Here is a 19397-nt window from a genome sequence, read left to right on the forward strand (position 1 = left end):
GGGTGACAACGTCAAGATGGTCGTCACCCTGATCAACCCGGTGGCAATGGACGAAGGCCTGCGCTTCGCCATCCGCGAAGGCGGCCGTACCGTCGGCGCCGGCGTGGTCTCGAAGATCATCGAGTAATCTGCTAGACTCTGCGCCCCGATGTTGCCTGGGTAGGGCATCGGGGCGTATCAAAATGGGAAAGCAGGCACAGGATGTGCCTTGTGTTCCCCGGACCAGGAAGGGTCAATGCCATTCAGGCGGCGTCAACAGGAAGCTGTTGACAGCTGCCTTGTGTGCCATTATGCTTCTTCGTCTGGGCAGGCCTGGCAACGGGTCTGCCTACGTTTTTGAGGTCTACGGATTGACCTTGTCGGCCTGCAGGAGTGTGGGCCGTCCGCATTCAGGAATTTCATGGGGCAAAGCAACCCAGAGGCTTTGTCTGTCGCTCTTTTAACGAAGGAACCTACCGCCATGGCGGACCAAAAGATCCGGATCCGGCTGAAAGCGTTCGATCATCGTCTGATCGACCGTTCGGCCAGCGAGATCGTTGAAACGGCAAAGCGGACCGGCGCGCAAGTGCGTGGCCCGATCCCGCTGCCGACCAAGATCGAGCGTTACACCATCCTCGTCTCCCCGCACGTCGACAAGGACGCGCGCGACCAGTACGAGACCCGCACGCACAAGCGCGTGCTCGATATCGTTGACCCGAATGACAAGACCGTGGACGCGCTGATGAAGCTCGAACTGGCTGCCGGCGTCGACGTTCAGATCAAGCTGACCTGAGGACTACGACCATGACGAAGAAGTATTCGTTGGGCTTCGTGGGCCGCAAGGCCGGCATGAGCCGCGTGTTCACCGAAGATGGCCGTTCCATCCCGGTGACCCTGATCGAAGCAAGCCCGAACCGCATCGCGCAGATCAAGACCGTCGAAACCGACGGCTACAGCGCCGTGCAGGTGACCGTTGGCGCACGTCGTGCCGCCCTGGTCAACAAGCCGGAAGCCGGCCACTTCGCCAAGGCGAAGGTGGAAGCGGGTCGTGGCCTGTGGGAATTCCGCGTTGAAGACGCGCAGCTCGGCGATTTCGCCGTTGGCGGCGAAGTCAAGGCGGACATCTTCGAAGTCGGCCAGATCGTCGACGTCCAGGGTGTCACCAAGGGTAAGGGCTTCCAGGGCACCATCAAGCGCCACAACTTCCGTATGGGCGATGCAACCCACGGTAACTCGCTGTCGCATCGCGCGCCGGGTTCGCTGGGTCAGCGCCAGACCCCGGGTCGTGTTTTCCCGGGCAAGAAGATGTCGGGCCACATGGGCGCGGTGCAGCAGAGCACCCAGAACCTGGAAGTGGTCAAGGTCGACGTCGAGCGCGGTCTGATCGCGGTTCGCGGCGCCGTTCCGGGCGCGGCGGGTGGCGACGTGATCGTCCGTCCGGCGAGCAAGGCATAAGGAGAGATGACGATGGAACTCGTTATCACGGGTAGCAACAACAAGGTCTCGGTCTCCGAAGCCGTGTTCGGTCGCGATTTCAGCGAAGATCTGGTTCACCAGGTCGTCGTTGCTTACCGCAACGCCGGTCGCGCCGGCACCAAGGCACAGAAGACTCGTTCTGAAGTGGCTGGTACCACCAAGAAGTCGAAGAAGCAGAAGGGCGGCGGCGCGCGTCATGGCGCACTGACGGCTCCGATCTTCGTCGGCGGTGGTGTCACCTTCGCGGCCAAGCCGCGCAGCTTCGAGCAGAAGGTCAATCGTAAGCAGTACCGTGCCGCCATGTGCGCGATCCTGTCCGAGCTGAACCGCCAGGGCCGTCTGACCATCGTGGAGTACTTCGACGTCGAAGTGACCAACACCAAGGGTCTGATCGCCAAGCTGGCCGGCCTGGAAGTGGGCAAGCGCCCGCTGATCGTCACTGAAGAAGCCTCCGAGCACCTGTACCTGTCCGCCCGCAATCTGCCGTACGTGCAGGTGCGTGACGTGCAGGGTCTGGATCCGGTCTCGCTGGTCGGTGCCGACACGGTCGTCATCACCGCTGACGCGGTCAAGAAGGTCGAGGAGTGGCTGGCATGAACAGCAACGAAAAAATCTTCAGCGTGCTGCGTGCCCCGCGTGTCTCCGAAAAGACCGCGCGCCTGCAGGAACTCTCCAACCAGTATGTCTTCGAAGTTTCGAACGAAGCCACCAAGGCCGATGTAAAGGCCGCGGTTGAGCAGCTGTTCGACGTCAAGGTCGAAGCCGTCAACGTGGTCAACGTCAAGGGCAAGAACAAGTCCTTCCGTAACCGTGCTGGCCGCCGCGGCGATTGGCGCAAGGCGTACGTTCGCCTGGCCGACGGCCAGTCGATCGATGTAACGGCCAAGGCCTGAGGTACATCCCATGCCATTGATGAAATTCAAGCCCACTTCCCCCGGCCGCCGTTCGGCCGTGCGCGTGGTTACGCCCGACCTGCACAAGGGTGCTCCGCACGCCGCACTGGTCGAGTCGCAGAGCCGCTCGGGTGGTCGCAACCACCACGGCCGCATCACCGTTCGTCACGTCGGTGGTGGTGCCAAGCAGCACTACCGCATCATCGACTTCAAGCGCAACAAGCTGGGCATCCCGGCGCGCGTGGAACGCATCGAATACGATCCGAACCGCACCGCCCACATCGCCCTGCTGTGCTACGTCGACGGTGAGCGTCGCTACATCATTGCCCCGAAGGGCCTGAAGGCTGGTGATCAGGTGATCGCTGGTTCGGACGCCCCGATCAAGGCTGGCAACACCCTGCCGCTGCGCAACATCCCGGTCGGTACCACCATCCACTGCATCGAGCTGAAGCCCGGCAAGGGCGCTCAGATCGCTCGCGCCGCGGGTGCGGCCGTGCAGCTGGTGGCCCGTGAAGGCATCTACGCCACCCTGCGCCTGCGCTCGGGTGAAATGCGTAAGGTTCCGGTCGAGTGCTGCGCCACCATCGGCGAAGTCGGCAACGACGAGCACAGCCTGGAAAAGCTGGGCAAGGCCGGTGCCAAGCGCTGGCGCGGCGTCCGCCCGACCGTTCGTGGTGCTGCCATGAACCCGGTTGACCACCCGCACGGTGGTGGTGAGGCGAAGGCCGGCCAGGGTAACCCGCACCCGGTCACCCCGTGGGGTGTCCCGACCAAGGGTTACAAGACGCGCCATAACAAGCGCACTCAGCAGTTCATCGTCCGCGATCGTAGGGGCTAATCGACCATGGCACGTTCACTCAAGAAGGGCCCGTTCGTCGATCACCACCTCGTCAAGAAGGTGGAGGCCGCTGCGGGCAGCAAGAAGCCGATCAAGACCTGGTCGCGCCGTTCGATGATCCTGCCTGACATGGTAGGCATCACCATTGCCGTGCATAACGGCAAGAACCACATCCCGGTTCTCGTCAACGAGAACATGGTCGGCCACAAGCTCGGCGAATTTGCCATCACCCGGACCTTCAAGGGTCACGGTGGTGACAAGAAGTCGGGCAAGTAAGGAGAGATGACAATGGAAGCGAAAGCCATCCTGCGCACTGCGCGCATCTCCCCGCAGAAGGCTCGTCTGGTCGCTGACCAGGTGCGCGGTCTGCCGGCCGAGCGTGCGGTCAACCTGCTGAAGTTCTCGGACAAGAAGGCTGCCCACCTGATCAAGAAGGTGGTGGAGTCGGCAATTGCCAACGCCGAGAACAACCAGGGCGCCGACGTCGACGAGCTGAAGGTTCAGACCATCATGGTTGATGAAGGTCCGACCCTGAAGCGTTTCATGGCGCGGGCGAAAGGCCGCGGCACCCGCATCCTCAAGCGCACCAGCCACATCACTGTGGTTGTGGGCGCCGGCAAGTAAGCGGATAAGGAAAAGACCATGGGTCATAAAGTTCATCCGATTGGTATCCGTCTCGGTATTTCCAAGGACTGGAACTCCAAGTGGTACGCCAACAAGGCCGAGTTCGCTGGTTACCTGGCAGCCGACCTGAAAGTTCGTGAAATGCTGCGCAAGAAGCTGGCTCAGGCCGGCATCAGCAAGATCCTGATCGAGCGTCCGGCCAAGACCGCTCGCGTGACGATCCACACTGCCCGTCCGGGCGTGGTGATCGGCAAGCGCGGTGAGGACATCGAGAAGCTGCGCAAGGAAGTGAGCGAGATGATGGGCGTCCCGGCGCACATCAACGTCACCGAAGTGCGCAAGCCGGAGCTGGACGCACAGCTGGTTGCCGAATCGATCGCTCAGCAGCTTGAGCGTCGCATCATGTTCCGCCGCGCGATGAAGCGCTCGGTCGGCAACGCGATGCGCCTGGGTGCCCTGGGCATCAAGGTCAACGTGGGTGGCCGCCTCAACGGTGCAGAAATCGCCCGTTCGGAGTGGTACCGTGAAGGCCGTGTGCCGCTGCACACCCTGCGTGCCGACATCGACTATGGCTTCGCTGAAGCCAAGACGACCTACGGCATCATCGGCATCAAGGTCTGGATCTACAAGGGCGAGGTCTTCGACTTCTCCCAGGTTGGCCAGGAAAAGCAGGACGACACCCCGTCGCGCAACGATCGTCACGATCGCGGCGACCGTGGTGACCGTCAGCGCCCGGCCCGTGAAGCGAGGTAACGACAATGTTGCAACCCAAGCGAACCAAGTACCGCAAGGTACACAAGGGCCGTAACGAAGGCCTGAGCTGGAGCGCCAACGCTGTCAGCTTCGGCGAATACGGCCTGAAGGCAACCGCACACGGTCAGCTGACCGCGCGCCAGATCGAAGCGGCCCGCCGCTCGATCAGCCGCTACGTCAAGCGCGGTGGCAAGATGTGGATCCGCGTGTTCCCCGACAAGCCCATCACCAAGAAGCCCATCGAAGTTCGAATGGGTTCGGGTAAGGGCAACGTGGAATACTGGGTGGCCCAGATCCAGCCCGGCCGCATGATCTATGAAATCGAGGGTGTTTCCGAGGAAGTGGCTCGCGAGGCGTTCCGCCTGGCCGCCGCCAAGCTCTCGGTCACCACCACTTTCGTGACCCGTACGGTGCGCTGATGGATATCAAAACTCTCCGTGAAAAGTCGGCTGACGAACTGAAGGCCCACCTGATCGACCTGCGTAAGGAACAGTTCTCTGTCCGTATGCAGCAGGTCACCGGCCAGCTGCCGAAGACCCACGACATCCGCCGGGTCCGTCGCGAGATTGCTCGCGTCAAGACCCTGCTCGGCAGCACGAAGTAAGGATGGCCGCTATGAGCGACAATACTGAAAACAAGGCGCTGCGCACGGTCGAAGGCCGTGTCGTCAGCAATAAGATGGACAAGACGGTTACCGTCCTGGTTGAGCGTCAGGTCAAGCACGCGCTGTACGGCAAGTACATCAAGCGCTCGACCAAGCTGCACGCCCACGATGCCGACAACGCCTGCAAGGAAGGCGATGTCGTCCGCGTGACCGAGATTGCTCCGATGTCCAAGACCAAGAACTGGCGCGTGGTGGAAGTCATCACGCGTGCGGCTGAATAAGGAGTCTGAATCATGATCCAGATGCAGAGCTACCTTGACGTCGCGGACAATTCGGGTGCCAAGCAGGTGATGTGCTTCAAGGTGCTGGGTGGTTCCAAGCGCCGTTACGCCGGTATCGGCGACATCATCAAGGTCACCGTGAAGGATGCGATTCCGCGCGGCAAGGTCAAGAAGGGTGAAGTGTATGACGCCGTCGTGGTGCGTACCCGCAAGGGTGTGCGTCGCGCCGACGGCTCGCTGATCCGCTTCGATGGCAACGCTGCCGTTCTGCTGAACAGCAAGCAGGAGCCGATCGGTACCCGTATCTTCGGGCCGGTGACCCGTGAACTTCGTTCGGAGAAGTTCATGAAGATCGTCTCGCTCGCTCCCGAAGTGCTGTGAGCGACAGGAGATAATCATGGCTAACCGTATCAAGAAGGGCGACCAGGTTGTCGTCAACGCCGGCAAGGACAAGGGCAAGCAGGGCGAAGTCGTCCGCGTCGACGGCGACCGTGTGGTCGTCGCCAACGTGAACATCGTCAAGCGCCACACCAAGCCGAACCCGCAGGCAGGTGTTGCCGGCGGCGTGGTCGAGCGTGAAGCTTCGATCCATATCTCCAACGTGAATGTGCTGAACCCGGCTTCGGGCAAGGGCGAACGCGTTGGCTTCAAGGTGCTGGAGGATGGACGCAAACTGCGTGTGTTCCGCTCCAGCGGTGAGGCGCTCGACGCCTGAGGAATGTGAAGATGACTTCCCGTCTCGAAAAGTTCTACAAGGAAGAAGTGGTGCCGGCGCTGATGAAGCAGTTCGGCTACACCAATCCGATGGAAGTGCCGAAGCTCGTCAAGGTCACCCTGAACATGGGTGTCGGCGAAGCGGCCACCAACAAGAAGATCCTGGAAAACGCCGTCGGCGACATGACCAAGATTTCCGGCCAGAAGCCGGTTGTCACCAAGTCGCGTATTTCGGTTGCGTCGTTCAAGATCCGCGATGGTTGGCCGATCGGCTGCAAGACCACGCTGCGTCGCCACAAGATGTACGAGTTCCTGGACCGCCTGATCAACATCTCGCTGCCGCGCGTGCGCGACTTCCGTGGTGTTTCCGGTCGCTCCTTCGACGGTCGCGGCAACTTCAACATGGGTGTGAAGGAACAGATCATCTTCCCGGAAATCGACTTCGACGCTGTCGACGCGATCCGCGGTATGGATATCGCCATCACCACCACTGCGAAGACCGATGCGGAAGCGAAGGCGCTGCTGGCGGCGTTCAAGTTCCCGTTCCGTAACTGATCCGTCGAGGAAACCGAAATGGCAAAGACCTCCATGGTCAACCGCGACATCAAGCGGGAAAAGCTGGCCAAGAAGTACGCTGACAAGCGTGCGGCTCTGAAGAAGATCGTGTCCTCGGTGGATGCGAGCTACGACGAGAAGATCGAAGCCGCTACCAAGCTGGCCAAGCTGCCGCGCGATTCGTCGCCGAGCCGCCAGCGCAACCGCTGCGAGCTGTCCGGCCGTCCGCGTGGCGTTTACAGCAAGTTCGGCCTCGGCCGCAACAAGCTGCGTGAAGCCACCATGCGTGGCGACGTCCCGGGCCTGCGCAAGGCCAGCTGGTAATCCCAGCGGCCCTGCGATCAGGAGCCCTCCGGGGTTCCTGAACCGGGGAGGGGGGTGTTCAGCCTCCCTTCTGCGAAAAAACCCGAAGAGCCCGACGCAAGTCGGGCTCTTTTGGCGTATACTCCCGCGTCTTGCCCTGTGCAAACCGGGTTTCAGGGCGGGCCGCTGGCCTGCCGCAAGAAGGGGCCTGGCCCGTTTCCAGGAGACAACAGATTTTCGCGAAAGCGGATATCGGTGCACTCAAAGGTACTCATATGAGCATGACTGATCCCATCGCCGACCTGCTGGTCCGCATCAAGAATGCGGCCGCGGTTGGCAAGCAGACGGTGAAAGCCCCGTCGTCCAAGATCAAGGTTGCGATCGCCCAGGTCCTGAAGGATGAGGGTTACATCACCGACCTGCGCGTGACCAAGCTGGAAAACAACAAGTCCGAGCTGGAAATCGTGCTGAAGTATTTCGAAGGCAAGCCGGTCATCGCGACCCTGAAGCGCTTCTCGCGTTCGGGCCTGCGCCAGTACCGCGGCAAGAGCGAGCTGCCGAAGGTCATGAACGGCCTGGGTATCTCCATCATTTCCACCTCCAAGGGCATCATGACTGATGCGCAGGCGCGCCAGCTGGGCGTCGGCGGCGAAGTCCTGTGCTTCGTGGCCTAAGGCGAAAGGAGTAGAACTATGTCCCGCGTAGCCAAGAAGCCGATCGACCTGGGTAAGGTTGAACTGAACGTCCAGTCGGACACCGTCACCGCCAAGGGCCCGAAGGGCACCCTGTCGCTGGCCAAGCCGGCCGGTATTGCCATCAACGTCGACAACGGCGTTGCCACCCTGAGCACCGAGAACGCCGAACTGGTCGCACTGACCGGTACCGTGCGTGCGATCCTGGCCAACATGGTCAAGGGCGTGTCCGAAGGCTTCGAGCGCAAGCTGGAGCTGGTCGGCGTGGGTTACCGCGCTGCCATGCAGGGCAAGGACCTGAGCCTGTCGCTGGGCTTCTCGCACCCGGTCGTGTTCGTGGCGCCGGAAGGCATCACCATCACCACCCCGACCCAGACCGAGATCCTGGTCCAGGGCGCGGACAAGCAGGTGGTCGGTGAAGTCGCCGCCAAGATCCGTGCGTTCCGCAAGCCGGAACCGTACAAGGGCAAGGGCGTGAAGTACTCCGACGAAGTCATCATCCGTAAGGAAGCCAAGAAGGCGTAAGTGCGAGTCCCTCGCAAGAGCCCGCACTTCCCTGTGCGGACTCCTCAGGGAAAAGCCCATCCTTCAGCTTTCAAGGAACAATCAAAATGAACAAGAACATCGCCCGCCTGCGTCGCGCCAAGTCGACCCGCGCCCACATCCGTGAGCTCGGCGTTGCCCGCCTGTCGGTGCTGCGCACCGGTCAGCACCTGTACGCCCAGGTCTTCACTGCCGACGGTTCCAAGGTGCTGGCGGCTGCCAACACCACCCAGGCCGACGTCAAGGAAGGCCTGAAGAACGGCAAGAACGCTGATGCCGCTGCCAAGGTCGGCCGCATCGTCGCTGAGCGCGCCAAGGCCGCCGGCGTCGAGAAGGTTGCCTTCGATCGTTCGGGCTACCGCTACCACGGCCGCATCAAGGCCCTGGCAGAAGCCGCCCGCGAAGCCGGCCTGCAGTTCTAAGGGATAAGGGCAGGGGACTTCCGGTCCTCTGCCCGCCTGCTCGCCAGCCTGAGTGAGGCTGGACGGCGCCGCTCTTCTGCAGTGGCCCACCGGAACGACGCGTCACTCCACAACCATAAGCGGCCCCGAGCCGTACATACCCAAACTACCAAGGAATCAAAATGGCAGAAGAGCGTCAGCAGCGGGGTCGCGATCGCGACCGTAACCGCGAAGAGAAAGTCGACGACGGCATGATCGAAAAGCTGGTCGCGGTCAACCGCGTCAGCAAGACCGTCAAGGGTGGCCGCCAGTTCACCTTCACCGCCCTGACCGTGGTCGGCGACGGCGAAGGCAAGGTCGGTTTCGGTTATGGCAAGGCCCGCGAAGTGCCGGTCGCCATCCAGAAGTCGATGGAGCAGGCCCGCAAGAACCTGGTCAGCGTTGACCTGAACAACGGCACCCTGTGGCACACCATCAAGGATGGTCACGGTGCAGCCCGCGTGTTCATGCAGCCGGCTTCGGAAGGTACCGGCGTCATCGCCGGCGGCGCCATGCGCGCCGTGCTGGAAGCGGTTGGCGTGAAGAACGTGCTGGCCAAGGCCACCGGTTCGCGCAACCCGATCAACCTGGTGCGTGCCACCGTGAAGGGCCTGACTGCTGCGCAGTCGCCGGCTCGCATCGCGGCCAAGCGCGGCAAGAAGGTGGAGGAACTCAACCATGGCTAATGAGTCCAACAAGACTGTGAAGGTGCGCCTGGTGCGCGGCCTGCGTGGTGCTCAGTCGCGTCACCGCCTGTCGGTGCGTGCCCTGGGCCTGAACAAGCTCAACGATGTCCGTGAACTGAAGGACAGCCCGCAGGTTCGCGGTCTGATCAACACCGTTCACTACCTCGTCAAGGTTGAGGAGTAATCGATCATGACTCTGCGTCTCAATGAACTGAGCCCGGCACCGGGCGCCCGCACCGAGCGCACCCGCGTCGGTCGCGGTATCGGCTCGGGCCTGGGCAAGACTGCCGGCCGCGGCCACAAGGGTTCGTTCGCCCGTAAGGGTGGCGGCAAGATCAAGGCTGGCTTCGAAGGCGGCCAGACCCCCATGCAGCGTCGTCTGCCGAAGATCGGCTTCCGCTCGCCGATCGCCAAGGACACCGCTGAAGTGCTGCTGTACGCGCTGGACAAGCTGCCGGCCGGTGAGATCGACTTCGCCGCCCTGCGTGCTGCCAAGCTGGTCCCGAGCACTGCAAAGAAGGCCAAGGTCGTCGTCAAGGGCGAAGTGACCAAGGCGTTCACCCTGAAGGGTATTGCTGCCACGGCTGGTGCCAAGGCTGCAATCGAAGCTGCCGGCGGCAGCGTGACGGAGTAATAAATCATGGCGCAAGCTGGCATCGGTAACCTCGCGGGCGGAATGGGCAAGTTCACTGAACTTCGCCAACGTTTGCTGTTCGTCGTCGGGGCTTTGATCGTCTATCGCATCGGCTGCTATGTGCCGGTGCCGGGCGTCAATCCCGATGCCATGCTTGCCATGATGCAACAGCAGGGCGGCGGCATCGTGGACATGTTCAACATGTTCTCGGGCGGCGCCCTGCACCGTTTCAGCATCTTCGCGCTGAACGTGATGCCGTACATCTCGGCATCGATTGTGATGCAGCTGGCCGTGCACATCTTCCCCGCCCTGAAGGCGATGCAGAAGGAAGGTGAGTCCGGCCGCCGCAAGATCACCCAGTATTCGCGCATCGGCGCCGTGCTGCTGGCAGTGGTGCAGGGCGGTTCGATCGCGCTGGCCCTGCAGGGCCAGGTCTCGCCGTCGGGCGCTCCGGTCGTGTATGCGCCGGGCATGGGCTTCGTGCTCACCGCCGTGGTCGCGCTGACCGCCGGCACCATGTTCCTGATGTGGGTCGGTGAGCAGGTCACCGAGCGCGGCATCGGCAATGGCGTGTCGCTGATCATCTTCGCCGGTATCGTGGCTGGCCTGCCGGGCGCGATCATCCACACCTTCGACGCCTATCGCGACGGCAACATCCAGTTCATCCAGCTGCTGCTGATCGCCATCGTCGTGCTCGCCTTCACCTTCTTCGTGGTGTTCGTCGAGCGTGGCCAGCGCCGGATCACGGTCAACTACGCGCGCCGCCAGGGCGGTCGCAACGCGTACATGAACCAGACCTCGTTCCTGCCGCTGAAGCTCAACATGGCCGGCGTCATCCCGGCGATCTTCGCCTCCAGCCTGCTGGCCTTCCCAGCGACCCTGGCGATGTGGTCCGGCCAGGCCGCCAACCAGAGCAGCATGGGCCAGATCCTGCAGAAGGTCGCCAATGCCCTGGGTCCGGGCGAGCCGCTGCACATGATCGTGTTCGCCGCGCTGATCACCGGTTTCGCGTTCTTCTATACCGCGCTGGTGTTCAACTCGCAGGAAACCGCCGACAACCTGAAGAAGTCGGGTGCGCTGATTCCGGGCATCCGTCCGGGCAAGGCCACCGCCGACTACATCGACGGCGTGCTGACCCGCCTGACCGCTGCTGGCTCGGCCTACCTGGTGATCGTCTGCCTGCTGCCGGAACTGATGCGCACGCAGTTGAACGCCTCGTTCTACTTCGGTGGTACCTCGCTGCTGATCGTGGTGGTGGTGGTGATGGACTTCATCGCCCAGGTGCAGGCGCACCTGATGTCGCATCAGTACGAGAGCCTGCTGAAGAAGGCCAACCTGAAGGGTGGCAACCGCGGCGGTTTTGCTCGCGGCTGACAGGCCTGTTATACTTTCGTCTTCCTGACGTGATGGTCCCTCCGCTTCGCGGACTCCGGCCACACAAACGAAGGGCGGCCCCCGCAGCGGTTCCGGGTGGGGGTGTGATGAGGTGGTCCCGCGCTGGAGTAGCGCGGGCGGCCCCGGGGGAAGCCCCAGGTCCAACCCCATCCGGCGCCGGAGCCTGGGCACACTCCCCAGGCCGGGTTCATGAAACCAATGGTTTCACGGGCTTCCATGTAAACCGGAACCTTGTTAGTATCGCTAGTTCACTTTTTTGATCCATCCTGCCGGATTGGCGTGCCCGAGGCGCGCTGTCGGCCATCACTCAGCTGGAGAACCGCGTCATGGCGCGTATTGCAGGCGTCAACCTGCCAGCCCAGAAGCACGTCTGGGTCGGGTTGCAAAGCATTTACGGCATCGGCCGTACCCGTTCGAAGAAGGTCTGCGAAGTCGCAGGCGTTGCTTCGACCACCAAGATCCGCGATCTGTCGGAGCCGGAAATCGAGCGCCTGCGCGCCGAAGTCGGCAAGTACATCGTGGAAGGCGATCTGCGCCGTGAAATCGGCATCGCGATCAAGCGCCTGATGGACCTGGGCTGCTACCGCGGCCTGCGTCACCGTCGTGGCCTCCCGCTGCGTGGCCAGCGCACCCGTACCAACGCCCGCACCCGCAAGGGTCCGCGCAAGGCGATCAAGAAGTAAGGGACTGAGAAATGGCTAAGCCCGCTGCTAAGACCAAGAAGAAGATCAAGCGCGTCGTCACTGACGGCGTTGCCCACGTCCACGCTTCGTTCAACAACACCATCGTCACCATCACCGACCGCCAGGGCAACGCTCTGTCGTGGGCGACCTCCGGTGGCGCTGGCTTCCGCGGTTCGCGCAAGTCGACCCCGTTCGCTGCCCAGGTGGCTGCTGAAAAGGCCGGTCGTGCTGCGCTGGACTACGGCGTGAAGTCGCTGGAAGTCCGCATCAAGGGCCCGGGTCCGGGCCGTGAGTCGGCCGTGCGTTCGTTGAACAACGTCGGCTACAAGATCACCAACATCATCGACGTGACGCCTATCCCGCACAACGGGTGCCGTCCGCCGAAGAAGCGTCGCGTCTAAAGGGAGCGATAAGAAATGGCTCGTTATATCGGTCCTACCTGTAAGCTCGCCCGCCGCGAAGGCGCCGACCTGTCCCTGAAGAGCCCGGCGCGTGCGCTGGACTCCAAGTGCAAGCTGGAGCAGAAGCCCGGCCAGCACGGCGCCACTGCCCGCAAGGGCAAGCTGTCCGACTACGCCACCCAGCTGCGTGAAAAGCAGAAGGTCAAGCGTATCTACGGCCTGCTGGAGCGTCAGTTCCGCAACTACTACAAGAAGGCCTCGACCAAGAAGGGCAACACCGGCGAGAACCTGCTGCAGCTGCTGGAAACCCGCCTGGACAACGTCGTCTACCGCATGGGCTTCGCTGTGACCCGTCCGGCTGCCCGTCAGCTGGTGTCGCACCGCGGCGTCACCGTGAATGGCAAGTCGGTCAACCTGGCTTCGTACCAGGTCAAGGCTGGCGACGCCATCGCTCTGTCTGAAAAGGCTGCCAAGCAGCTGCGCGTCCAGGAAGCCCTGACCGTCGCCGCCCAGCATGACCTGAGCCCGTCGTGGGTTGAAGTGGATTCCGGCAAGTTCACCGGCATCTTCAAGGCTGTTCCGGATCGTTCGGATCTGCCTGCGGACATCAACGAAGCGCTGATCGTCGAGCTGTATTCGAAGTAATTCACATTGGAGAGCCCCCGGCGACGGCCGGGGGTTCACTAGGAGAACCCGCAACATGACGGTTACCGCCAACCAGGTTCTGCGTCCTCGCGGTCCGCAGATCGAACGCCTTACCGACACCCGTGCAAAGGTCGTTATCGAACCTTTGGAGCGGGGTTACGGGCATACGCTGGGCAATGCCCTGCGTCGCGTGCTGCTGTCGTCCATCCCGGGCTTCGCCATCACGGAAGTCGAAATCGACGGCGTGTTGCATGAGTACACCACAGTCGAAGGTCTGCAGGAGGACGTGCTCGAAGTCCTGCTGAACCTCAAGGACGTGGCCATCCGTATGCACTCCGGCGACAGCGCCACCCTGTCCCTGTCCAAGCAGGGCCCGGGCGTTGTCACCGCTGCCGACATCAAGGTTGACCACAATGTGGAAATCTTGAACGGCGACCATGTGATCTGCCACCTGACCAAGGATACGGCAGTGAACATGCGTCTGAAGATCGAACGTGGTTTCGGCTACCAGCCGGCTGCCGCGCGTCGTCGTCCGGACGAAGAGACCCGTGCCATCGGCCGTCTGGTCCTGGATGCCTCGTTCTCGCCGGTCCGCCGTGTCGCCTACGCCGTGGAAGCGGCGCGTGTCGAACAGCGTACCGACCTGGACAAGCTGGTCATCGATATCGAGACCAACGGCACCATCGATGCCGAGGAAGCCGTGCGCACCGCCGCCGACATCCTCAGCGACCAGCTGTCGGTGTTCGGTGACTTCACCCACCGCGATCGCGGTGCGGCCAAGCCGGCCAACAACGGCGTGGATCCGGTGCTGCTGCGCCCGATCGACGATCTGGAGCTGACCGTGCGTTCGGCCAACTGCCTGAAGGCAGAAAGCATCTATTACATCGGCGATCTGATCCAGAAGACCGAAGTGGAGCTGCTGAAGACCCCGAACCTGGGCAAGAAGTCGCTCACCGAGATCAAGGAAGTGCTGGCTCAGCGCGGCCTGTCGCTCGGCATGAAGCTGGAGAACTGGCCGCCGGCCGGCGTCGCCAGCCACGGCATGCTGGGCTGATATCGGCAATACCTGAAGGCTCCACCGTTCGCGGTGGAGCCTTCAACCGGTTTACCAAACATGCCACGACGAACGTCAGGTTCGCGGGCAGGGCGTCCAGGACGGACGACCAGGACCATCCGCAGTCCACGCAGCAACGCCAGGATGGCGACAACGATCCACACAGCCTCATCATTAACCAAGGAATATCACCATGCGTCACCAGAAGTCTGGCCGTAAGTTCAGCCGCACCAGCGCCCACCGCGAAGCGATGTTCAAGAACATGGCTGCCTCGCTGTTCAAGCACGAGCTGATCAAGACCACCCTGCCGAAGGCCAAGGAACTGCGCCGCGTTGCCGAGCCGCTGATCACCCTGGCCAAGGTCGACTCCGTCGCCAACCGCCGTCTGGCGTTCGCCCGCCTGCGTGACAACGAGGCCGTGGGCAACCTGTTCACCATCCTGGGCCCGCGCTATGCGAACCGTCCGGGCGGCTACCTGCGCCTGCTGAAGTGCGGCTTCCGCGCCGGCGACAACGCGCCGATGGCCTACGTCGAGCTGGTCGACCGTCCGGTCGTGGCCGAGGAAGTGGCCGAGTAATCGGACCGCTCCAACGCGACACAGCGAAAGCCCGGCGACTGCCGGGCTTTTTCGTTTCTGCGGGGCGGGATCCCTTTGCGAATGCAAGGGAATCCGACCCACACCGTTCCGACAGGCGTCACCTGTGGCGGTTCGAATGGCGCGCACTCTCGGTTACCCTTGGCGCCTGATCCATTCGAGCGTTGACGATGAATCCACTGCGCTGGCCGTTCCGTGCCCAGTTCTTGCTGGGCTTCCTGATCTGCGCAGGCCTGCTCGGCTACGCGATTTTCCTGCAGCTGAAGATGGGCCTGGAGCCGTGCCCGCTGTGCATCTTCCAGCGCCTGGCGTTCGCCGCACTCGGCCTGCTGTTCCTGATCGGCGCCTTGCATGGGCCGTCCAATCGACCGGGCCGTGCGACCTACGGCGTACTGGCCTTCATCGCCGCTGCAGTGGGCGTCGGTATCGCCGCGCGCCATGTCTACGTGCAGATGCTGCCACCGGAAATGGGCGCGACCTGTGGCCCGCCGTTGAGCTTCCTGCGCGAAACGATGGGGCCGCTGGAAGTGTTCCGCACCGTGCTGACCGGCACCGGCAACTGCGGCAACATCGACTGGACGTTCCTGGGCCTGACCATGCCGATGTGGTCGGGCGTGTGGTTCGTGCTGCTGGCGCTGTGGGCGCTGCTGGCGTCGCTGCGCAAGGTCAAGCGCTGAACGTGGCCACGCATGGCATGGCTCCACTGGGCAGTGCCGGCCGCCGGCCGGCATGCCGTGGTAACGCCGGCCAGCGGCCGGCACGGCCTCAGAAGTCCTGCTGCAGGCTCAGGTAGGCGCCGCGGCGCGGTCCCCACTGCGGGGCGAACACGCCGACGCCGCCACCATCGCGCAGCTGGTAGCTGCGATCCAATGCGTTGATCAGCGCCAGCTGCACATGCAGCGGATGGCCGCTGTCGGCATTGAAGTCGTGGCCTGCGCTGAGGTTGACCTGCAGGTACGACGGCAGCTCACCACCGTTGGGCACCGTGTCGGTATCCGAGCGCAGGCCGCTGCCGAACACATAGTTCGCACCGATGCGGTTGTGGCCGGCGAAGGCGTAGCTGAAGCCACCCGACGAGGTCAGCTTCTGGTCGTGGTCCAGGTGGATCCAGTGGTCGGCCACATAGGCCAGGGCCTCCGGGTCGAGGTTGTACTGGCTGGTGATGACGTCGGTACCGATGGCCTTGTTCAGGGCTGCGTTGAAGTAGGCGCTGAACGGACCGTTGCTGTAGTCGGCGCTGAATTCCAGGCCGCGGATGTGGCCGCGACGGTAGTTGAACGTCGAGTAGATGTAGGCGGCGCCGAACTGGCCTTCGTCCTGCAGTCGCGAGACGTGGCGATCATAGGCATCCAGGCCCAGGGTGAGGTGGTCGCCGACCTGCTGGGAGACGCCGATGTCGTAGTAGTCGCTGCGCTCGGCCAGCGGAATGTTGTTGCCACCGGACGGCTGCGCGTTGGTGGTGCCGTCATACAGGCTGATGTCGCTGCTGGCGATCAGCTCACTGGCGGGCGGGGTGAAGTAGCGCGAGTAGCCGGCGTGCACGGTGGTGCTGTCGCTGGCCGTCCAGACCACGCCCAGGCGCGGGCTGAGCTGGCCCTCGGTCTGGCCGAAGGCCTTGTAGCGGTCACCGCGCAGGCCGTAGTTGACCGTCCAGTCCTCGCCGATCTTCCACTCGTCCTGCACGTAGACCGCCATCGTGGTGGCCTTGAACGCGTTGCTGTCGGCAATCTGCAGCGGCGTCGTGCTGGCCTGCGCGCCGTCGTCGTCGACCGGGAACACCCAGCTGTTGTTGCTGGCGCGGGCACGCTCCTGGTTGCCGTACACGCCATAGCGCAGGGTGTGGTTGTCGCCCAGCGGCGTGGAGAAGTCCGCCTGCAGCGTGTTGGCGCGGTTGCTGCGCTGGACCTGCGAGGCGACGCCACTGAACACCAGGTCACCGGCCACGTCGGGATTGAAGCCGACATCGCTGTAGCGCTGCCCAGCGGAGACCTGGTACGCGGTCTCGCCCAGCGTGCCCTGCAGCACCAACATGCCGAAGCGGGTGGTCTCGCGCTGCGTCTCATCCAGTTGGCTGGAGTCGAAGGTGGTGGTGTCGAGGTAGCCGAACTGCGGCGTCTGGCCCGGATTGACCGGGATCTGGAAGCGGTTGTTGGCGAAGCCGGCGAACACGCTCAGGCGCGTGTTCGCGTTGACCAAGTAGGTCAGGTCAGCGAATGCTTTGCCTTGATGGGTATCGTCATGCAGCGGCTTGCGCGAAGCGGTGGGGTTCTCCAGGCCAACCTCGTTCTGGTCGTAGTTGCCGGTCAGGAACCAGCTCCAGCGCCCCTGGTTGCCCCACCAGGAGGCATTCGGATTGACTTTTCCGAACGAACCGGCGGTGAGGCCGGCGCTGCCGCCATTGCCAAGCTCGGCACCATTGCGCGTGGTGATGTCGACTACAGCGGCAGTGCGTTCACCGAACTGTGCCGGCAGCGCACCGTCCATCAGGCGGATGCTCTTGATGGTGCGTGCATCCAGGGTCTGGCCAAAGCCGGAGATCGACTCAGGCAGCAGCACGCCGTTGATGCGGTACTGCAGGTTGGCGTGGTCGCCGCGCACGTGCACGCCGCCGTAGGAATCCTGGACCACGCCCGGGGCCTGCAGCAGCACCTGGCTGAGCGGCGCGGACGCGCCCAGCGGCTGCTTCTGGATGTCCTCGGCGGTGATCTGGTACTGGCTGCTGCCAATGTCCGGCGACAGTGCGTTGCGGGCCTGGTCGAGCTGGGCGTGGACGGTCACTGCGTCCAGGTCCTTGACCGACGCAGGGGTGTCTTCGGCGACAGCGGCGAAAGCGGGCAGGCTGGCCAGGGCCAGGACGAGAGTGATGCCGGTGGCGAGGGGCGAGGGCTTCATCGTGGGAGAGGTGGCGGCAGGAGGTGGAAGGGGCCGGTCCGTGACGTAGCAGTGTTACTCCGTAACAAATCATGCGCCTGTCCGGCACGGCTGACCATGCACGATCTGGCCGATCGCGCCGGCCTTTCCCTGCCGTTCAGGCGGCCGGGCAGGCGGGGCTGGCCCTTTGCGTCAGGGGCTGGCTCTGCGACCATGACGGCCCCCCTCCCCGGAAGTCTGCAATGAGCCTGTCCGCCGTTCCGCCCGTCTCCGATCCCGCCGCAGCCGCCACCGGCGCCGCCGCCTGGTCGCCGGAGAGCTGGCGTGGCAAGACCGCGCTGCAGATGCCGACCTATCCCGATCCGGTGGCGCTGGATGCGGCCCTGCATGAGCTGAAGCGGCTGCCGCCGCTGGTCACCTCATGGGAGATCCTGGCGCTGAAGCAGCAGCTGGCCGAGGCGCAGGAAGGCAAGCGCTTCCTGCTGCAGGGCGGCGACTGCGCCGAGAATTTCAGCGACTGCGAATCGGGCACCATCTCCAACCGCCTGAAGGTGCTGCTGCAGATGAGCCTGGTGCTGGTGCACGGCCTGCGCCAGCCGGTGATCCGCGTCGGCCGCTTCGCCGGCCAGTACGCCAAGCCGCGCTCGGCCGATACCGAGACCCGCGACGGCGTGACCCTGCCCAGCTACCGCGGTGATGTGATCAACGCACCGGCGTTCACCGAAGCGGCGCGCCTGCCGGACCCGGAGCGGATGCTGCAGGCCCACGCGCATTCGGCGATGACGATGAACTTCGTGCGAGCGCTGATCGATGGTGGCTTCGCCGACCTGCATCACCCCGAATACTGGAACCTGGAGTGGGTAAGCCACTCGCCGCTGGCCGCCGAGTACCAGAAGATGGTGGCCTCGATCGGCGATGCGGTGCACTTCATGGAGACCCTGGCCGGGGCCCGCGTGCACAACCTCAACCGCATCGACTTCTACACCTCGCACGAAGCACTGCTGCTGCCCTACGAGCAGGCGCTGACCCGGCAGGTACCGCGCCAGCAGGGCTGGTTGAACCTGAGCACCCATTACCCGTGGATCGGCATGCGCACCGCCGCGCTCGATGGCGCGCACGTGGAATACCTGCGTGGCGTGCGCAACCCGATCGCGATCAAGGTCGGCCCGTCGGTGTCGCCGGACCAGCTGCTGCGCCTGATCGACGTGCTCAACCCGCATGACGAGCCGGGCCGCCTGAGCTTCATCCACCGCATGGGCGCGGCACAGATTGCCGAGAAGCTTCCGCCGCTGCTGGATGCAGTCAAGCGCGACGGGCGCCGCGTGCTGTGGGTGTGCGATGCGATGCATGGCAACACCGAAAGCACCGCCAACGGTTTCAAGACGCGCCGCTTCGACAACGTGCGTGGCGAGGTGGAGATGTCGTTCGACCTGCACGCGGCGGCAGGCACGCGCCTGGGGGGTGTGCACCTGGAGCTGACGGGTGAGGACGTGACCGAGTGCACCGGTGGCGCGCGCGAGCTGACCGAGCGTGACCTGGAGCGTGCGTACCGTTCGACGGTGGATCCGCGCTTGAACTACGAGCAGTCGCTGGAGATCGCGATGGCGATCGTGCGCAAGCAGGAGCAGGTTCGGTAGGTTTTTCTGCAAGGCTTGCAGCCCTGCACCTGCTGCAGTCAAAGGCAACGTCAACATCAAAAGCGGGGTGTCCGTGGGTTGGCGCGGCGGTGTGGGATTGC

Annotated in this window: 30 protein-coding genes and 1 pseudogene; 30 read left to right on the plus strand and 1 reads right to left on the minus strand. The window is 63.5% G+C overall.

Annotated features, from left to right (window positions below):
• The 29 genes and pseudogenes from tuf to QZ853_RS00870 all read left to right on the plus strand — a co-directional run.
• Positions 1-127 (plus strand): annotated as a pseudogene (gene tuf, locus QZ853_RS00730) (elongation factor Tu); the annotation flags it as partial.
• A gap of 333 nt (positions 128-460) precedes the next feature.
• Positions 461-772, plus strand: a complete 312-nt coding sequence (rpsJ, locus tag QZ853_RS00735) for a 30S ribosomal protein S10 (RefSeq protein ID WP_010341589.1) — start codon at positions 461-463, stop codon at positions 770-772.
• A gap of 11 nt (positions 773-783) precedes the next feature.
• Complete coding sequence (rplC, locus tag QZ853_RS00740) at positions 784-1434, plus strand: 50S ribosomal protein L3 (protein ID WP_295569965.1); 651 nt, start codon at positions 784-786, stop codon at positions 1432-1434.
• A 12-nt stretch (positions 1435-1446) separates the two neighbouring features.
• Positions 1447-2052: a 50S ribosomal protein L4 gene (gene rplD, locus QZ853_RS00745; protein ID WP_295569968.1), complete on the plus strand. Its 606-nt coding sequence runs from the start codon at positions 1447-1449 to the stop codon at positions 2050-2052.
• Positions 2049-2348 carry a 50S ribosomal protein L23 gene (gene rplW, locus QZ853_RS00750; RefSeq protein WP_004145338.1) on the plus strand — a complete coding sequence of 100 codons (300 nt, stop codon included), beginning with the start codon at positions 2049-2051 and terminating at the stop codon, positions 2346-2348. The genes rplD and rplW overlap by 4 nt, the downstream gene beginning before the upstream one ends.
• Positions 2349-2358: 10 nt before the next feature.
• A complete protein-coding gene (gene rplB / locus QZ853_RS00755) occupies positions 2359-3186 on the plus strand; it encodes a 50S ribosomal protein L2 (protein ID WP_004145339.1) in 828 nt (275 codons plus the stop codon).
• 6 nt (positions 3187-3192) lie between these two features.
• Entirely contained in the window at positions 3193-3462 is a 270-nt protein-coding gene (gene rpsS, locus QZ853_RS00760) for a 30S ribosomal protein S19 (protein WP_005415413.1), read from the plus strand.
• A 12-nt stretch (positions 3463-3474) separates the two neighbouring features.
• Positions 3475-3810, plus strand: coding sequence for a 50S ribosomal protein L22 (gene rplV / locus QZ853_RS00765; protein WP_080375339.1), 336 nt, complete (start codon positions 3475-3477; stop codon positions 3808-3810).
• 18 nt (positions 3811-3828) lie between these two features.
• On the plus strand, positions 3829-4563 hold the full coding sequence (gene rpsC, locus QZ853_RS00770; RefSeq protein WP_004145350.1) for a 30S ribosomal protein S3: 735 nt from the start codon (positions 3829-3831) through the stop codon (positions 4561-4563).
• Positions 4564-4568: 5 nt separating this feature from the next.
• The gene (rplP, locus tag QZ853_RS00775) at positions 4569-4982 is read left to right on the plus strand and encodes a 50S ribosomal protein L16 (RefSeq protein ID WP_053519743.1); all 414 of its coding nucleotides are present in this window, start codon (positions 4569-4571) and stop codon (positions 4980-4982) included.
• Positions 4982-5167 (plus strand): 50S ribosomal protein L29, encoded by a 186-nt coding sequence (rpmC, locus tag QZ853_RS00780; RefSeq protein WP_004154487.1) that lies wholly within the window; start codon positions 4982-4984, stop codon positions 5165-5167. The genes rplP and rpmC overlap by 1 nt, the downstream gene beginning before the upstream one ends.
• An 11-nt stretch (positions 5168-5178) precedes the next feature.
• Positions 5179-5448, plus strand: coding sequence for a 30S ribosomal protein S17 (gene rpsQ, locus QZ853_RS00785; RefSeq protein ID WP_004145355.1), 270 nt, complete (start codon positions 5179-5181; stop codon positions 5446-5448).
• Positions 5449-5460: 12 nt separating this feature from the next.
• A complete protein-coding gene (gene rplN / locus QZ853_RS00790) occupies positions 5461-5829 on the plus strand; it encodes a 50S ribosomal protein L14 (RefSeq protein ID WP_004145357.1) in 369 nt (122 codons plus the stop codon).
• A gap of 16 nt (positions 5830-5845) precedes the next feature.
• Entirely contained in the window at positions 5846-6163 is a 318-nt protein-coding gene (gene rplX, locus QZ853_RS00795) for a 50S ribosomal protein L24 (protein ID WP_004154490.1), read from the plus strand.
• Between the two features lie 11 nt (positions 6164-6174).
• Entirely contained in the window at positions 6175-6717 is a 543-nt protein-coding gene (gene rplE, locus QZ853_RS00800; protein ID WP_004145361.1) for a 50S ribosomal protein L5, read from the plus strand.
• An 18-nt stretch (positions 6718-6735) separates the two neighbouring features.
• Positions 6736-7041 (plus strand): 30S ribosomal protein S14, encoded by a 306-nt coding sequence (gene rpsN / locus QZ853_RS00805; protein ID WP_107229957.1) that lies wholly within the window; start codon positions 6736-6738, stop codon positions 7039-7041.
• A gap of 254 nt (positions 7042-7295) precedes the next feature.
• Positions 7296-7694 (plus strand): 30S ribosomal protein S8, encoded by a 399-nt coding sequence (gene rpsH / locus QZ853_RS00810; RefSeq protein ID WP_197583408.1) that lies wholly within the window; start codon positions 7296-7298, stop codon positions 7692-7694.
• An 18-nt stretch (positions 7695-7712) separates the two neighbouring features.
• Complete coding sequence (gene rplF / locus QZ853_RS00815) at positions 7713-8237, plus strand: 50S ribosomal protein L6 (RefSeq protein WP_197583407.1); 525 nt, start codon at positions 7713-7715, stop codon at positions 8235-8237.
• A gap of 80 nt (positions 8238-8317) precedes the next feature.
• Entirely contained in the window at positions 8318-8677 is a 360-nt protein-coding gene (rplR, locus tag QZ853_RS00820) for a 50S ribosomal protein L18 (RefSeq protein WP_295571114.1), read from the plus strand.
• A 161-nt stretch (positions 8678-8838) separates the two neighbouring features.
• Positions 8839-9381, plus strand: coding sequence for a 30S ribosomal protein S5 (gene rpsE, locus QZ853_RS00825; protein ID WP_053448882.1), 543 nt, complete (start codon positions 8839-8841; stop codon positions 9379-9381).
• Positions 9374-9565, plus strand: a complete 192-nt coding sequence (gene rpmD, locus QZ853_RS00830) for a 50S ribosomal protein L30 (RefSeq protein ID WP_004145412.1) — start codon at positions 9374-9376, stop codon at positions 9563-9565. The genes rpsE and rpmD overlap by 8 nt, the downstream gene beginning before the upstream one ends.
• A 6-nt stretch (positions 9566-9571) precedes the next feature.
• Entirely contained in the window at positions 9572-10015 is a 444-nt protein-coding gene (gene rplO, locus QZ853_RS00835) for a 50S ribosomal protein L15 (RefSeq protein WP_004154498.1), read from the plus strand.
• Positions 10016-10021: 6 nt separating this feature from the next.
• A complete protein-coding gene (secY, locus tag QZ853_RS00840; protein WP_197583406.1) occupies positions 10022-11389 on the plus strand; it encodes a preprotein translocase subunit SecY in 1368 nt (455 codons plus the stop codon).
• 347 nt (positions 11390-11736) lie between these two features.
• Complete coding sequence (gene rpsM / locus QZ853_RS00845; protein ID WP_004154500.1) at positions 11737-12093, plus strand: 30S ribosomal protein S13; 357 nt, start codon at positions 11737-11739, stop codon at positions 12091-12093.
• 11 nt (positions 12094-12104) lie between these two features.
• A complete protein-coding gene (gene rpsK, locus QZ853_RS00850) occupies positions 12105-12494 on the plus strand; it encodes a 30S ribosomal protein S11 (protein WP_004145443.1) in 390 nt (129 codons plus the stop codon).
• A 15-nt stretch (positions 12495-12509) separates the two neighbouring features.
• Positions 12510-13139 carry a 30S ribosomal protein S4 gene (gene rpsD / locus QZ853_RS00855; RefSeq protein WP_004145446.1) on the plus strand — a complete coding sequence of 210 codons (630 nt, stop codon included), beginning with the start codon at positions 12510-12512 and terminating at the stop codon, positions 13137-13139.
• A 55-nt stretch (positions 13140-13194) separates the two neighbouring features.
• On the plus strand, positions 13195-14193 hold the full coding sequence (gene rpoA / locus QZ853_RS00860; RefSeq protein ID WP_004145453.1) for a DNA-directed RNA polymerase subunit alpha: 999 nt from the start codon (positions 13195-13197) through the stop codon (positions 14191-14193).
• A 193-nt stretch (positions 14194-14386) separates the two neighbouring features.
• Positions 14387-14770 carry a 50S ribosomal protein L17 gene (gene rplQ, locus QZ853_RS00865; RefSeq protein WP_005408217.1) on the plus strand — a complete coding sequence of 128 codons (384 nt, stop codon included), beginning with the start codon at positions 14387-14389 and terminating at the stop codon, positions 14768-14770.
• Positions 14771-14958: 188 nt separating this feature from the next.
• Positions 14959-15465, plus strand: a complete 507-nt coding sequence (locus QZ853_RS00870) for a disulfide bond formation protein B (protein WP_295569977.1) — start codon at positions 14959-14961, stop codon at positions 15463-15465.
• Positions 15466-15553: 88 nt separating this feature from the next.
• On the opposite strand, the gene QZ853_RS00875 is transcribed toward QZ853_RS00870, so the two are convergent.
• Positions 15554-17680: a TonB-dependent receptor gene (locus QZ853_RS00875; RefSeq protein ID WP_295569979.1), complete on the minus strand. Its 2127-nt coding sequence runs from the start codon at positions 17678-17680 to the stop codon at positions 15554-15556.
• A 221-nt stretch (positions 17681-17901) separates the two neighbouring features.
• On the opposite strand from QZ853_RS00875, the gene QZ853_RS00880 reads away from it, so the two are divergent.
• Entirely contained in the window at positions 17902-19296 is a 1395-nt protein-coding gene (locus QZ853_RS00880; protein ID WP_295569980.1) for a 3-deoxy-7-phosphoheptulonate synthase class II, read from the plus strand.
• The last annotated feature ends 101 nt before the right edge of the window (positions 19297-19397 follow it).

It is taken from the genome of uncultured Stenotrophomonas sp. (assembly GCF_913778665.1).
GTDB lineage: Bacteria > Pseudomonadota > Gammaproteobacteria > Xanthomonadales > Xanthomonadaceae > Stenotrophomonas.